The organism is Brevibacillus sp. WF146 (assembly GCF_001673705.2).
Classification (GTDB): domain Bacteria; phylum Bacillota; class Bacilli; order Brevibacillales; family Brevibacillaceae; genus Brevibacillus; species Brevibacillus thermoruber.
Genome location: NZ_CP109943.1, coordinates 488,957 through 503,650 on the forward strand (window position 1 = coordinate 488,957; position 14,694 = coordinate 503,650).

At 60.3% G+C, this 14,694-nt stretch carries 11 protein-coding genes; 9 read left to right on the plus strand and 2 right to left on the minus strand.

Going from position 1 to position 14,694, the window contains the following annotated elements:
• The first annotated feature begins 38 nt into the window (after positions 1–38).
• From A6764_RS02490 to icmF, 7 genes are all read left to right on the plus strand, one after another.
• Positions 39–1,217 (plus strand): acetyl-CoA C-acetyltransferase, encoded by a 1,179-nt coding sequence (locus A6764_RS02490; RefSeq protein WP_065067451.1) that lies wholly within the window; start codon positions 39–41, stop codon positions 1,215–1,217.
• Between the two features lie 78 nt (positions 1,218–1,295).
• Entirely contained in the window at positions 1,296–2,147 is an 852-nt protein-coding gene (locus tag A6764_RS02495; protein ID WP_065067450.1) for a 3-hydroxybutyryl-CoA dehydrogenase, read from the plus strand.
• Between the two features lie 31 nt (positions 2,148–2,178).
• Positions 2,179–3,321 carry an acyl-CoA dehydrogenase gene (locus A6764_RS02500; RefSeq protein WP_065067449.1) on the plus strand — a complete coding sequence of 381 codons (1,143 nt, stop codon included), beginning with the start codon at positions 2,179–2,181 and terminating at the stop codon, positions 3,319–3,321.
• 44 nt (positions 3,322–3,365) lie between these two features.
• Positions 3,366–4,508 carry an acyl-CoA dehydrogenase gene (locus A6764_RS02505; protein WP_035296139.1) on the plus strand — a complete coding sequence of 381 codons (1,143 nt, stop codon included), beginning with the start codon at positions 3,366–3,368 and terminating at the stop codon, positions 4,506–4,508.
• 36 nt (positions 4,509–4,544) lie between these two features.
• Entirely contained in the window at positions 4,545–5,492 is a 948-nt protein-coding gene (gene meaB, locus A6764_RS02510) for a methylmalonyl Co-A mutase-associated GTPase MeaB (protein WP_029100412.1), read from the plus strand.
• Between the two features lie 142 nt (positions 5,493–5,634).
• Entirely contained in the window at positions 5,635–6,267 is a 633-nt protein-coding gene (locus tag A6764_RS02515; protein ID WP_065067448.1) for a TetR/AcrR family transcriptional regulator, read from the plus strand.
• A gap of 39 nt (positions 6,268–6,306) precedes the next feature.
• Positions 6,307–9,558, plus strand: coding sequence for a fused isobutyryl-CoA mutase/GTPase IcmF (gene icmF / locus A6764_RS02520; RefSeq protein ID WP_264622381.1), 3,252 nt, complete (start codon positions 6,307–6,309; stop codon positions 9,556–9,558).
• 117 nt (positions 9,559–9,675) lie between these two features.
• Here icmF and A6764_RS02525 read toward each other — a convergent pair whose 3' ends face one another.
• Complete coding sequence (locus A6764_RS02525) at positions 9,676–11,373, minus strand: b(o/a)3-type cytochrome-c oxidase subunit 1 (RefSeq protein WP_065067445.1); 1,698 nt, start codon at positions 11,371–11,373, stop codon at positions 9,676–9,678.
• Between the two features lie 22 nt (positions 11,374–11,395).
• On the minus strand, positions 11,396–11,875 hold the full coding sequence (locus tag A6764_RS02530) for a cytochrome c oxidase subunit II (RefSeq protein WP_319800797.1): 480 nt from the start codon (positions 11,873–11,875) through the stop codon (positions 11,396–11,398).
• A gap of 395 nt (positions 11,876–12,270) precedes the next feature.
• Here A6764_RS02530 and rpoE point away from each other — a divergent pair, with 395 nt between their 5' ends.
• The gene (gene rpoE, locus A6764_RS02535) at positions 12,271–12,819 is read left to right on the plus strand and encodes a DNA-directed RNA polymerase subunit delta (RefSeq protein WP_029100407.1); all 549 of its coding nucleotides are present in this window, start codon (positions 12,271–12,273) and stop codon (positions 12,817–12,819) included.
• A 210-nt stretch (positions 12,820–13,029) separates the two neighbouring features.
• Positions 13,030–14,631 (plus strand): CTP synthase, encoded by a 1,602-nt coding sequence (locus A6764_RS02540; RefSeq protein ID WP_029100406.1) that lies wholly within the window; start codon positions 13,030–13,032, stop codon positions 14,629–14,631.
• Positions 14,632–14,694 lie beyond the last annotated feature (63 nt).

Consider the following 14,694-nt stretch of genomic DNA (forward strand, 5'->3'; position numbering starts at 1 on the left):
ATTTTAAAATGAATGCCATGCAGCGAGGAGGAGCCGACATGAAAACGGTAATTGCGGGGGCGGCACGCACCCCGTTTGGCAAGTTTGGCGGCGCGCTGAAAGACGTTTCCGCGGTTGATCTGGGTGCCATTGCGATCAAGGAAGCGCTGCGGCGGGCCGGCGTGTCCGGCGAGCAGGTGGACGAAGTGATCATGGGCATGGTCGTACAGGCCGGAGCGGGGCAGGTGCCCTCCCGTCAGGCGGCCCGCAAGGCGGGACTGCCGTGGAACGTGGCCAGCCAGACAATCAACAAGGTGTGCGCCTCCGGGATGAGGGCGGTCACCATGGCCGACCAGATCATCCGCGCCGGAGACGGGCAGATCATCGTGGCCGGCGGCATGGAGAGCATGAGCGGCGCGCCGTATGCGCTGCCGAACGCGCGGTACGGCCTGCGCATGGGCGACGCGGCAGTGCGCGACCTGATGATGCACGACGGGCTGACCTGCCCGTTTGACCAGGTGCCGATGGCGGTCCACGGCAGCAACGTGGCGGAGGAGTACGGCATCACCCGCGAGGAGCAGGACCGCTGGGCGATGCGCAGCCAGCAGCGGGCGGCCAGGGCGGCGGCGGCCGGACTGTTCGATGAAGAGATCGTGCCGGTGCCGGTTCCGCAGAAAAAGGGCGAACCGGTCATCGTAGCCAAAGACGAGGCGCCGCGTCCCGACACGACGTTGGAGGGTCTGGCCAAACTGCCGCCGGTGTACAAAAAGGACGGCACGATTACCGCCGGCAACGCGCCCGGCATCAACGACGGCGCGGCAGCGATGGTGCTGATGGCGGAGGAAAAGGCGGCCGAGCTGGGGATTCACCCGCTGGCTGTCATTCTGGGACACGCGCAGGTGGGCGCGGAGGCGCCGTACATCGCCACCACGCCGGGTCTGGCGATTCAAAAGCTGCTGGAGAAGACCGGCACGCGGCTGGACGAGATCGATCTGTTCGAAGTAAACGAAGCGTTCGCCGCCGTCATCCTGACCAGCGGCAAGATCGTCGGCTGGGACGAGGAAAAGGTAAACGTCAACGGCGGGGCGATCGCGCTCGGCCATCCGATCGGGGCAAGCGGGGCGCGAATCGTCATGCACCTCGTGTACGAACTGCGGCGCCGCGGCGGCGGATTGGGCATTGCCGCCATTTGCAGCGGAGCGGCCCAGGGAGACGCGATTCTGATCAAGGTGTTCTAGCCCCATGCGGGGACCCGGATGTGTTAGGCGCGTGAAGAAAATCGACGAAGGCATTGCCACGAGGAAGGGGACCTGTTTATGAACATGCAAACCATCATGGTCGTGGGCGCGGGACAGATGGGCAGCGGCATCGCCCAGGTGGCGGCGCAGGCCGGGTTCCGGGTGATTCTCAACGACATCCAGCGGGAATTTGTGGACCGCGGCCGGCAGACGATCGAGAAAAATCTCTCCCGCAGCGTGGAAAAAGGCAAAATGAGTGCGGAAGACAAAGAAGCGGTGCTCTCCCGCCTGACGCTCTCCGTCGATCTGGCGGACGGACGTGACGCCGACTTTGTCGTGGAAGCGGTTACGGAAAACATGGACGTAAAAGCGGAAATCTTCCGCAAGCTGGACGGGATCTGTCCGGCGCACACGGTGCTGGCCAGCAACACCTCCTCGCTGCCGATTACGGAAATCGCCGCGGTGACCAAACGGCCGGAAAAAGTGATCGGCATGCATTTCATGAACCCGGTGCCGGTGATGAAGCTGGTGGAGATCATCCGCGGCCTGCAGACGGCGGACGAGGTGTACCAGTTGACGGAGGACCTGGCCAGACAGATGGGCAAAGTGCCGGTCAGCGTCAACGATTTTCCCGGATTCGTCTCCAACCGCGTGCTGATGCCGATGATCAACGAGGCGATCTACTGCGTGTACGAAGGCGTGGCCGAGCCGGAAGCGATTGACGAGGTGATGAAGCTGGGCATGAACCATCCGATGGGGCCGTTGACGCTGGCCGACTTCATCGGGCTGGATACCTGCCTGTACATCATGGAAGTGCTGTACGAGGGCTTCGGCGACTCCAAATACAGGCCGTGTCCGCTTTTGCGAAAGTACGTCAAGGCGGGCTGGCTCGGCCGAAAATCGGGACGAGGCTTTTACGTTTACAACTAGAATCCGAACGCGGCAGAAAGGGAGGACGGCGATGGATTTCCGTTTCAGCGACGAGCATGAGATGATGCGCCGGATGGTGCGCGATTTTGCCCAAAAGGAGATCGCTCCGTTCGTTCCCGTCATGGAAGAGACGGAACAGTTCCCCCGCCACATCGTGAAAAAGATGGGGGAAACCGGCCTGACGGGCATACCGGTTCCGGAAGAGTGGGGCGGTGCGGGGGCCGACTTTATCTCGTACATTCTGGCGATTCACGAGATTTCCAAAGTAAGCGCCACCGTGGGCGTGATTCTCTCCGTGCACACCTCTGTCGGCACCAATCCGATCCTGTATTTCGGCAGCGACGAGCAGAAGCGCAGATACCTGCCCAAGCTGGCCAGCGGCGAATACCTCGGCGCGTTTGCGTTGACCGAGCCGCAGGCGGGATCGGATGCGGGCAATATCCGCACGACGGCCGTCCGCAAAGGGGATGACTACATCCTCAACGGCAACAAGGTGTTCATCACCAACGGCGGCGAGGCCGACTTGTACATCACGTTTGCCGTGACCGACCCGGCCCAGGGCCGAAAGGGCATCTCCGCGTTTATCGTGGAAAAGGATACGCCAGGCTTTATCGTCGGCAAAAAGGAAAAGAAGATGGGGCTGTTCGGCTCCAATACGACGGAGCTGATTTTCGACAACGCGCGGGTGCCGGCCGAAAACCTGCTCGGGCAGGAAGGCAGCGGTTTCAAGATTGCCATGGCCAACCTGGATTCCGGCCGGATCGGCATCGCCGCGCAGGCGCTGGGCATCGCCGAAGCGGCCGTCCAGTACGCGACCGAATACGCCAAGGAACGGCAGCAATTCGGCCAGGCGATCATCAAGCAGCAGGCGGTCGCCTTCAAGCTGGCCGACATGGCGACGCTGGCGGAAGCGGCGCGGCTGCTGGTCTACCGGGCCGCCTTCCTGCGCAGCCGCGGGCTTGCCTGCGGCATGGAAGCGTCCATGGCCAAAAAGTTCGCCTCCGACGCGGCGATGAAAAACGCCACGGAGGCGGTGCAGATCTTCGGCGGATACGGCTACACCCGGGAGTATCCGGTGGAGCGGCTGTTCCGTGACGCCAAGGTGACGCAAATCTACGAGGGAACCACCCAGATTCAGCACATCGTGATCGCCAAACATCTGCTGTCCACATGAGGAACGGGACGCACGAAAAACCATGACGCAGGGGAGTGGGGAACATGAACTTTCAACTGACGGAAGAGCAGGAAATGCTCCGCAAAATGATTCGCGACTTCGCGGAGAACCAGGTGGCGCCGACAGCGGCGGAGCGCGATGAGGAAGAGCGGTTTGACCGGTCCATTTTTGAACAGATGGCGGAGCTGGGGCTGACCGGCATTCCCTGGCCGGAGAAGTACGGCGGCGCGGGAGCCGACTACCTCAGCTACGTACTTGCCGTGGAGGAGCTGTCCCGCGTTGACGCATCCATCGGCGTCACGCTGTCCGCCCACGTCTCGCTGGCGAGCTGGCCGATTTACAAGTTCGGTACGGAGGAGCAGAAGCAGAAGTACCTGCGGCCGCTGGCGGAAGGCAAAAAGCTGGGCGCCTACTGCCTGACCGAGCCCGGCTCCGGGTCCGACGCCGCCGGGATGCGTACCACCGCCGTGCGCGACGGCGATCACTACGTGCTGAACGGCACCAAGATTTTCATCACCAACGCGGGCGAGGCGGAGATTTACATCGTCTTTGCCCTGACCAATCCGGAGCTGAAGCACAAGGGGATCACCGCCTTTATCGTGGAAAAAGGCACGCCCGGCTTCACGATGGGCAAAAAGGAGAAGAAACTGGGGATTCGCTCGTCGCTGACGCTCGCCGTCAACTTTGAAGATGTCCGCGTCCCCGTGGAAAACGTGCTCGGGGAAGAAGGACAGGGATTCAAGATCGCGATGATGACGCTGGATGGCGGGCGCAACGGCATTGCCGCCCAGGCGCTGGGCATCGCGCAGGGGGCGTTTGATCACGCGCTGGCGTACGCCAAGGAACGGCACCAGTTCGGCAAACCGATCGCGTCGCTGCAGGCGATTCAGTTCAAACTGGCCGACATGGCGACGAAAATCGAGGCGGCGCGGCTGCTGACCTACCAGGCGGCATGGCTGGAAGACCAGGGGCTGCCCTACGGCAAGGCATCGGCGATGTCCAAGGTGTTTGCCGGCGACATCGCGATGGAAGTGACGACGGAGGCGGTGCAGGTCTTCGGCGGCTACGGGTACACCCGCGAGTATCCGGTGGAACGCTTCATGCGCGACGCCAAGATCACCCAGATATACGAAGGCACCAACGAGATTCAGCGGGTCGTCATCAGCAACTACCTGCTGAAAGAGTAAGAGGCGGCAAAGTACAGGGCGAGAAGAGGGCTTTTCATGCACGAGATCACACGGCGCATCCTGGCGGGCGACGCGCGCGGGGCAGCCCGCGCCATCACCTGCATCGAAAACGACTATCCGGAGCGGTCGCGGATCCTGCGGGAACTGTTTCCCCACACCGGCCGGGCGAAGCTGATCGGCATTACCGGCACACCGGGCGCGGGCAAAAGCTCGCTGGTGGACTGCCTGATCGGCTACCTGCGCAAACTGGGGTTGAAAATCGGCGTGGTGGCGGTTGATCCGACCAGCCCGTTTACCGGCGGCGCGCTTCTGGGCGACCGCGTGCGGATGCAGAACCACGCGCTGGACAGCGGCGTGTTTATCCGCAGCATGGGGACGCGCGGCAGCCTCGGCGGCCTTTCCCGCAACACGCGGGACGCCGTGCGGGTGCTGGACGCGTACGGCTGTGACGTCATCCTGATCGAGACGGTCGGGGTGGGGCAGTCGGAGCTGGACGTGATGACCATCGCCGATACGACCGTGGTGGTGCTCACCCCCGGGGGAGGCGATTCGGTCCAGGCGTTCAAGGCGGGCATCATGGAGATTGCCGATCTGTTCGTGATCAACAAAGCCGATCTGCCGGGCGTGGAAAAGCTGCGGATCGAAGTGGAACAGATGCTGGATCTGGCCAAGCATGACGCGCTTTGGCGTCCGCCGATCGTCCAGACGGTCTCCACGACCGGCCAGGGAATGGCTGAGCTGTGGGAGCAGGTGGGGCAGCACCAGCGCTTTTTGCAGGAGAGCGGAGAGGGGCAGGTACGCCGCTCCCGCCACCTGCAGGAGGAGGTGCTGGACATCGTCCGCGATTCCCTCTACCAGCGGCTGCTGGGCGGCATCAAGACAGGCCGGTACCGGGACGAACTGGAGCGGGTGGCGGCGCGGGAAGCCGACCCGTACTCCGCAGCCGACCGCATCGTCCGTGAGTGGTGGGGACCAACCCCCTGAGCGGGAGGAAAAGAAAGATTGGCGTCCGGCGTTCTCTCGACGTATAATATACGGGATATGATACGAAGAGAGCGCTGCGGTCTTTCTTTTTCCAAATGTTGTCTGACCAAACGCTCAGTCGGTTGGAAAGGTGGAAGGAATCGTGTCTGAGAAACGAAAAACCATTCCGTCCCTGGTAAAGGACCCCAAGCTGATCGAAAAGCGGCGGGAGCAGATTATTGAAGCGGCCGTCGAACTGTTCATCAACAAAGGGTTTCACAAGACGACCACGCGGGAGATCGCCCGTGCGTCCGGGTTCAGCATCGGCACCCTGTACGAATACATCGAATCCAAGGAAGACGTCCTCTATCTGGTGTGCGACGCCATCCATGCGGAAGTGGAGAGCCGCCTGCGCGAGGCGATCACGTTCAACGGCACCGGCCTGAAAATCCTGAAGCTGGCGCTGAAGAGCTTTTTCCGCGTGATGGACCAGATGAGCGACCGCGTCCTGCTGATCTACCAGGAGTCCAAGTCGCTGCCGAAAGAGACGCTGCGCTACGTGCTGCAGCGCGAGGAAGAAATCACGCAAATTTTCGAGGAGATTCTGCGCAAAGGCATTGCCGACGGGTCCATCGGCATCGACGAGAAGCACGTCAAGCTGATGGCCGACAACATCATGGTGCTGGGCGAAATGTGGGTGTTCCGCCGCTGGGCGTTGAAGCGGCACTACACGCTGGAGGAGTTCACCGAGAAACAGACGGCTTTGCTTTTGAGGGAAGTCAGCGTCTCCGAGTAAACGAGGATGGTTAACTTGATATTCGGGGAGAGTGGAACGATGGAAACGGAAGTGTATCGTCCGCAACACAAGGTTCGCTTTGTCACGGCTGCCAGCCTCTTCGACGGACACGACGCGTCGATCAACATCATGCGCCGCATCCTGCAGGCGTCGGGGGCGGAAGTGATCCATCTGGGGCACAACCGCTCCGTCGACGAGATTGTCACCGCCGCCATCCAGGAAGATGTGCAGGGGATCGCCGTCAGTTCCTATCAAGGCGGTCACGTCGAGTTTTTCAAATACATGGTGGATCTGCTGCGCGAGCGGGGAGCGGGACACATCCGCGTCTTCGGCGGCGGAGGCGGGGTCATCGTTCCACGGGAAATCCGCGAGCTGGAGGCGTACGGCGTCTGCAAGATCTTTTCCCCTGACGACGGCCGCCGCCTCGGGCTGCAGGGGATGATCAACCACATGCTGCGGGAGACCGATTTCCCCACGGTAAAGGAACTGACGGGCGAGGTGGAGGAGCTGCGCCGGCAGCAGCACCAGGCGATCGGGCGGCTGATTTCCGTGGCGGAGTACGCCGTGGAAAAGCCGGAGTGGCAGGGGCGGCTCACGGACGGGTTGCCGGAGCCGGAGCGCACGGTGCCGGTGCTGGGGATCACCGGCACGGGCGGCGCCGGAAAAAGTTCGCTGACCGATGAATTGGTCCGCCGCTTTTTGCGCACCTATGCCGACAAGACCGTCGCGATCCTGTCCGTCGACCCGTCCAAGCAAAAGACGGGCGGGGCGCTGCTCGGCGACCGCATCCGCATGAACGCCAACAACACGCCGCGCGTCTACATGCGCAGCCTGGCCACGCGCCGGTCCGGCTCGGAGCTGTCGGCCGCCGTCAAGGACGCGATCCGGGTGGCCCGGGCCGCCAACTTTGACCTGATCATCGTGGAAACCAGCGGCATCGGGCAGGGAGACGCCCAGGTGACGGACGTGTGCGACGTCGCGCTGTACGTGATGACCAGCGAGTTTGGCGCCCCCTCCCAGTTGGAAAAGATCGACATGCTCGACTTTGCCGACCTGGTGGCGATCAACAAGTTCGAACGGAAAGGCTCGGAGGACGCGCTGCGGGAGGTGCGCAAGCAGTACCGGCGCAACCACAACCTGTTTGACGTGCCGGATGAACAGATTCCCGTGTACGGCACGATCGCCAGCCAGTTCAACGATCCGGGCACCAATGTGCTGTTTGCCGCCCTGATGCGCAAGATTGTGGAAAAAACAGGCGTCGACTGGCCGGTGGAACATCTTGACGCGACGCCGGTCAAGACGCACAAGACGGCGCTGATCCCGGCGGAGCGCGTCAACTATCTGCAGGAGATCGCCAACACGGTGCGGGCGTACCGGGCGTTCGCCGCGGAGCAGTCGTCGATCGCGCGCAAGCTGTATCAACTGCACGGGGCCAAGGAGACGCTGCTGGCGTCGGGCGAACCGGATGCGGCCGAGGCGGCCCGCGTGCTGGATAAGCAGATCGCGCATTTTGAAGCCAAGCTGCATCCCGAGTGCCGCCGCATCCTGGACAACTGGCCGAAGCTGAAGGAACTGTACCGGCAGGATCAGTTTGTCACCAAGGTGCGCGACAAGGAGATCGTCACCAGGCTGTACACGGAGTCGCTCTCCGGCACCCGCATCCCGAAAGTATGCCTGCCTGAATTTGAAGACTGGGGCGAAATTTTGAAATGGTCGCTCAAAGAGAACGTGCCGGGCCAATTTCCCTATACGGCGGGCGTTTTTCCGTTCAAGCGGGAGGGAGAGGACCCGAAGCGGCAGTTTGCCGGGGAAGGCACGCCGGAGCGAACCAACCGGCGCTTTCACTTCCTTTCGCAAAACGACGAGGCGAAGCGGCTCAGCACGGCGTTTGACTCGGTGACCCTGTACGGCGAAGACCCCGATTACCGCCCGGACATTTACGGCAAGATCGGCAACAGCGGCGTCAGCGTCTGTACGCTCGACGACATGAAAAAGCTGTACGCCGGCTTTGACCTGTGCGCGCCGACCACCTCCGTTTCCATGACCATCAACGGTCCGGCGCCGATCATTCTCGCCATGTTCATGAACGCGGCGATCGACCAGCAGGTGGAGAAATTCGCGGAGCGGGAGGGACGGCAGCCGACGCCGGACGAGTACGAGCAGATCAAGGCGTACACGCTGTCCACGGTGCGCGGCACGGTGCAGGCGGACATCCTGAAGGAAGACCAGGGGCAGAACACCTGCATCTTCTCCACCGAGTTCGCGCTGCGGATGATGGGCGACATCCAGCAGTACTTCATCGACCACAAGGTACGCAACTACTACTCCGTCTCCATCTCCGGGTACCACATCGCCGAGGCGGGGGCCAACCCGATCACGCAGTTGGCGTTTACGCTGGCCAACGGCTTTACCTACGTGGAATACTACCTGAGCCGGGGCATGCACATTGACGACTTTGCGCCCAATCTGTCGTTCTTCTTTTCCAACGGACTGGATCCCGAGTACACGGTGATCGGCCGGGTGGCGCGCCGCATCTGGGCGACGGTGATGAAAAACCGCTACGGCGCCAACGAGCGCAGCCAAAAGCTGAAGTATCACATCCAGACGTCGGGACGCTCCCTCCACGCGCAGGAGATGGACTTCAACGACATCCGCACCACGCTGCAGGCGCTGATCGCCATCTACGACAACTGCAATTCGCTGCACACCAACGCCTACGACGAGGCGATCACCACGCCGACGGAAAACTCCGTTCGCCGCGCCATGGCGATCCAGATGATCATCAACAAGGAGATGGGGCTGGCGAAAAACGAGAATCCGCTGCAGGGCTCGTTTATCATCGAGGAGCTGACCGATCTGGTGGAGGAAGCGGTGCTGCAGGAATTTGAGCGGCTGAACGCGCGCGGCGGCGTGCTCGGCGCGATGGAGACGCAGTACCAGCGGGGCAAGATCCAGGACGAATCGATGTACTACGAGATGAAGAAGCACAGCGGCGAGCTGCCGATCATCGGGGTGAACACCTTTATCAACCCGAACGCTTCCGAAGAGGACTACGAGATCGAGCTGGCGCGCGCGACAGAAGAGGAAAAAGAACAGCAGATCCGCAACCTGCGCGCCTTCCACGAGCGGCATCGCGAGCAGGCGCCGGCCGCGCTCAAGCGGCTTCAGGAAGTGGCGATGTCCGGCGGCAATATCTTCGCCGAGCTGATGGAGACGGTGAAGGTGGCTTCGCTGGGACAGATCAGCGCCGCGCTGTACGAAGTGGGCGGACAGTATCGGCGGAATATGTAAACGTGGGCCCGCTGTGCGAAAGCAAGCTGCTTCCGCGCGGCGGGCCTTTTTTCGTTCCGCTGCCGGGGAGTGTCGGCGTGGATGCAGGCCCGGCCGGTAAAAAGCCGGGCCAAGCTGCTACCACGTCCGCATCGGCAGCGCGCCGGGAGCGGGGTGGATGAACAACTGCACAAAGGGCATCGTGTAGGCAAACAGGATCAAGCCGACGGCCACACCGATCCAGATGGACCAGCGTTCCAGAAAGAACGGCGGTTTGGGTTGATCAGGGGTGACCTCACCGATGGGATATTCGTTGGGGGTTTCCGTTTTCGGCGCAAAGAACCACAGGTATGTGGCGATAATCAGAAACAGCACAATCCCCGTGAACAGGATGCCCCCGCCCAGCGCCATCGCCTGACGGTAAGGGATCCACATCTGGGCAACAGGATGGTCGCCGTACGTCGTGTAACTGATTCGCCTCGGTTCCCCCAAGAGCCCGACAGCGTGCATCCCGCCCGACATGAGCGCCATCCCGATCACCCAGGTAAACGCCTGGACGATCCCCAGATGATTCATCGCCCGGGTCAGCGTCCGGCCGCGAAGTACCGGAATCAGCATGTAGGATATGCCAAAAAACGTCAGGACGACACTGGAGGCCAGGGTAAGATGAAAGTGGCCGGTTACCCATAACGTGTTGTGAACCACCTGGTTTAATTGATAGCTGGCATTGATAATCCCGCCGATTCCGGCCGGAACGAACAGGATCATGCCGAGAAACGGCGCGAGAAAGCGAACGTCCTTGTACGGCAGTTTGGTGAACCACCCCAGCAGCCCTTTTCCCCCTTGAGAGCGGCCGGCCAATTCGAACGTGGCCAAAAGGGAAAATGCCGTTAAAAACGAGGGGATGACCACGAAAAAGGTGAGAACGGTCTGCACAAACTTCCAGACGGAATCAATGCCCGGCTCGTTGAACTGGTGATGCAGCCCGACCGGTATGGAGTAGAGGATAAACAGGATAAACGTCAACCGGGGCAGCGAATTGCTGAAGATGTGCCCTTTTACCAGCCGGGGGATGTTGACGTACCAATAGATGTAGGCCGGCAGCAGCCAGAAGTAGACCAGGGCGTGACCGAAATACCAGAACAGCGTCCGGCTCAGGCTGACATCCACCCGTTCTGTCCACCCCATCGACCAGGGAATCAGCTGGAACAGCATTTCGATCGCGACGCCGAGGGTGCAGATGACCCACAAGATCATCGTCGCGACAGCCATGTAGGCAAACAGCGGGGACGATTCGCCGGGATGAGCGCGCCTCCATCTGCGGAAGGCGGAAAAGACGGTGACGCTGCTGCTCCAGCTTCCGACCACGACGGCGGTCAGGCCGAAGTAGAACAGCGGGGAGGCTTTGAGCGGTGCGTAAAAGGTGTAGAGCACGGACGCGTCATTCGTGAGGATGGGAATGAGCGCAAGAACGGTACCCGCCGCCATCAGGACGAAGCCTGTCCATCCCCATGCCCGTTCCCGTGGTCTCAGCTCCCCTCCCGTTGTTTTGGCCACCCCCGAAAAGAGAAACCCGATGATGAAAAAGGTGGTGAAGACAAGGGCCAGGCTTACCCCGTGCAGGGTGAGCAGTTGATAGTAGCCCAGCGCCGACGGCAAGGTAATCACGCCGGTCCGCTGCAGGGTCTGCAGCACGCCGGCCACTGCTCCAAGCAGCAGGGCCAGATAGGCAAAGCCGATATGGGCCTGAATCAGCAGTTGGTCATTGCGCTGAAAGCGAAAATCGCTTTTGCCGACTGTGGCACCGCCAAAGCCGGTGGTTTGCAAGTCACTCATCTTCAACAACTCCACCCGTGTTTTATTGAACCACCATTTTGGCCATCATGACCTGATGGCCGATGCCGCAGTATTCGTTGCACAAAAGCAAATACTCTCCCGGCTTCTTGAAGGTATAGGTAAATTCCGTGACATGCCCCGGGACGACCATCAGGTTTACGTTGGTTCCCGGTATGGCAACGCCGTGAATGACATCGGGGCTGGTCACGCGAAAATGAACGGTGGATCCCGCCGGAACGGTCGGGGCGGCCGGCAGGTAGTTGAAGGCCCGGGCCACCATGACGATCTGATACTCCTTGTCCCCGACAGGATAGACGCCCGGTTTGTCAAACGGCGCCGTGCTTAATACCTGGTCCGGGGCGACCGTCCGCTCGTGACCGTCAGCCGGGTGCCTGTCCATCGCGAAAGCCATGATCCCGGTGACGAGCAGAAAAATGATGAGGGTGATGACGCCGAACCACAACCAGATCTTTTCGTAACGAGGCAAATCAATTCCCTGCACCGTCCTGTCTCCTTCCTACTGCCGACTGAGATACAGTTCAAAAATGCTGACCCACCCGACAATCATCAGGGCGCCCAAAACCATCACCAGGAAGAAGCTGCCGGCCAACTGTCTGTCGTCTTTCACTGCCACCCCTCCGCTCCTGCGAGTTACGATGTTAGGTATGTCCCACATATTGGATGATTATGCAGGATTTTTCCTCTGCTTCCTGTCCTTCCGGATGATGACGTGACGTCTCGGGGCGTCAGAAAAACCGTTTGAATTCCTTGCATTTTTGTCTAAAATAATGAATACTGTAAGATAGCCTATTTACCGTTGAACGAGACCAAGGTCTCGGCCGTACGGCGAGAGCCTTGACTGAACGCCAAGTTTTCCAATGAAAGGACGTGCCCTGGGTGAGTCAATTGCTTGCACATATGGACCGTGAAAAAATGAGTGAAATGGCATTGGTTGACATCGCGTACGAGATTTTGCGCGAAACCAATCGCCCGTACAACTTCCGCGAGCTGATGGACGAATTGGCTGCCCTGCGCGGAATGACCGAAGAGCAAAAGATGGCCATTATTGCACAAGTATATACCGAAATCAACATCGACGGCCGGTTTGTCTGCCTGGGCGACAACACCTGGGGATTGAAACGGTGGTACCCGACAGACGCCGTGGAAGAAACCCAGGAGGGCGGCAAGAAGAAGAAGGTGCTCCTCGACGACGACTTCGACGATTACGAGATCGAGGAAGACATCGTCGAAGAGTTCGAAGAGGACGAAATCGCCATCTTCGAAGACGACGAAGAGTTCCTGGACGACGAGGCGCTGGATGACGATCTCGACCCCGAACTGGACGATGAAGAAGAGATCGTGGAAGACGAAGACCTGTTTGAAGACGAAGACGTGGACAGCGAGGATGCCATCGCGGAAGTGGACGAGGACGCGGAGGATTTTTAGAATCTTGACTTCCGCTTGAGAGACAGATAAAATACTCCTTGGGCTTCACATGAAGAAGGATTAAATATGGGAAACTACAAAACAAAAGTGCCCCCTGCCCGAGCCGTATCGGGGTGGGAACCGCTTTTGTTTTTTCTTTTTTTGGAGCCGTCTTCATCGTTGTTTATCAGTACATCCATCAAGGAACAGGGGAAAGAGGGGACGTAAATCATGACGAAGTACATTTTTGTGACAGGCGGGGTTGTATCCTCGTTGGGAAAAGGGATTACTGCGGCTTCTCTGGGCCGACTCCTGAAAAACAGAGGCTTGAAGGTAACCATCCAAAAATTTGACCCATACATCAACGTCGACCCGGGGACGATGAGCCCGTACCAGCACGGCGAAGTGTTCGTCACCGACGACGGGGCGGAAACGGACCTCGACCTGGGGCACTACGAGCGCTTCATTGACATCAACCTGAGCGCCAACTCCAACGTGACCACCGGGAAAATCTACTCCGCCGTCATCGCCAAGGAGCGCCGCGGCGACTATCTGGGCGGCACCGTTCAGGTCATTCCGCACATTACCAACGAGATCAAGGAGCGCGTCTTCCGTGCGGGACGTGAAACCGGCGCCGACGTGGTCATCACCGAGATCGGCGGCACCGTGGGCGACATCGAGAGCCTGCCGTTCCTGGAGGCGATCCGCCAGATCAAGAGCGACATCGGCCGCGAAAATGTCATGTACATTCACGTCACCCTGATCCCGTATATCAAGGCTGCCGGCGAGATGAAAACCAAGCCGACGCAGCACAGCGTCAAGGAACTGCGCAGCCTGGGCATCCAGCCCAATGTCATCGTCACCCGCACCGAACACCCGCTGTCCCAGGAGATGAAGGACAAGCTGGCGCTGTTCTGTGACATCGACAAAAACGCGGTGATCGAATGCGTAGACGCCGAAACCCTGTACGACGTGCCGCTGCAGCTTCAGGCACAGGGTCTGGACGACTACGTCTGCCGCCACCTGGGACTCACCTGCAAGGAAGCGGACATGACCGAGTGGAAAGCGCTGGTCAACAAGATCAAAAACCTGTCGCACACCACCCGCATCGCTATCGTCGGCAAGTACGTGGAGCTGCACGACGCATACCTCTCCGTCGCGGAGGCGCTCTACCACGGCGGCTATGCCAACGACAGCAACGTGGAGATCAAGTGGGTGAGCGCCGAAGAAGTGACGCCGGAAAACGTGCATGAACTGCTGGGCGACGTAAACGGCATTCTCGTGCCGGGCGGATTCGGCGACCGCGGCATCGAAGGAAAGATTACCGCTACCCGCTACGCCCGCGAAAACAAGGTGCCGTTTTTGGGCATCTGTCTGGGCATGCAGATCGCCGTCATCGAATTTGCCCGCCACGTGGCCGGTTTGGACGGCGCCAACAGTTCGGAGATCAATCCGGATACGAAATACCCGGTGATCGACCTCCTGCCGGAACAGAAAGAGATCGAGGACAAAGGCGGCACCATGCGTCTCGGCCTGGGACCGACCAAAGTGGAGCCGGGTAGCCTGGCCGAAAAGGCGTACCAGAGCACGCTGGTGTACGAACGCCACCGTCACCGCTACGAAGTGAACAACGAGTACCGCGATCAGTTGGCCCAGTTGGGCATGCGCTTTGCGGGCACCTCCCCGGACGGCCGTCTGGTGGAGATCGTGGAGATTCCGGACCATCCGTGGTTCCTGGCCACGCAGTTCCATCCGGAATTTACCTCCCGTCCGAACCGTCCGCAGCCGCTGTTCCGCGAATTTGTGAAGGCTTCGCTGGCTCACAAGCGCTAAGCGGCGCGGGCCGGACCCAAACAAAAAAGACGCACCTGCGGACTGGTATTACCCCTGTCAAGT

What these genes read in the sequence shown, in the direction of transcription:
- A6764_RS02490 (WP_065067451.1), top strand. Translation starts at nt 39, where the DNA reads ATGAAAACGGTAATTGCGGGGGCGGCACGCACCCCGTTTGGCAAGTTT.
- A6764_RS02505 (WP_035296139.1), top strand. Translation starts at nt 3,366, where the DNA reads ATGAACTTTCAACTGACGGAAGAGCAGGAAATGCTCCGCAAAATGATT.
- meaB (WP_029100412.1), top strand. Translation starts at nt 4,545, where the DNA reads ATGCACGAGATCACACGGCGCATCCTGGCGGGCGACGCGCGCGGGGCA.
- icmF (WP_264622381.1), top strand. Translation starts at nt 6,307, where the DNA reads ATGGAAACGGAAGTGTATCGTCCGCAACACAAGGTTCGCTTTGTCACG.
- A6764_RS02500 (WP_065067449.1), top strand. Translation starts at nt 2,179, where the DNA reads ATGGATTTCCGTTTCAGCGACGAGCATGAGATGATGCGCCGGATGGTG.
- A6764_RS02525 (WP_065067445.1), bottom strand. Translation starts at nt 11,373, where the DNA reads ATGAGTGACTTGCAAACCACCGGCTTTGGCGGTGCCACAGTCGGCAAA.
- A6764_RS02540 (WP_029100406.1), top strand. Translation starts at nt 13,030, where the DNA reads ATGACGAAGTACATTTTTGTGACAGGCGGGGTTGTATCCTCGTTGGGA.
- A6764_RS02495 (WP_065067450.1), top strand. Translation starts at nt 1,296, where the DNA reads ATGAACATGCAAACCATCATGGTCGTGGGCGCGGGACAGATGGGCAGC.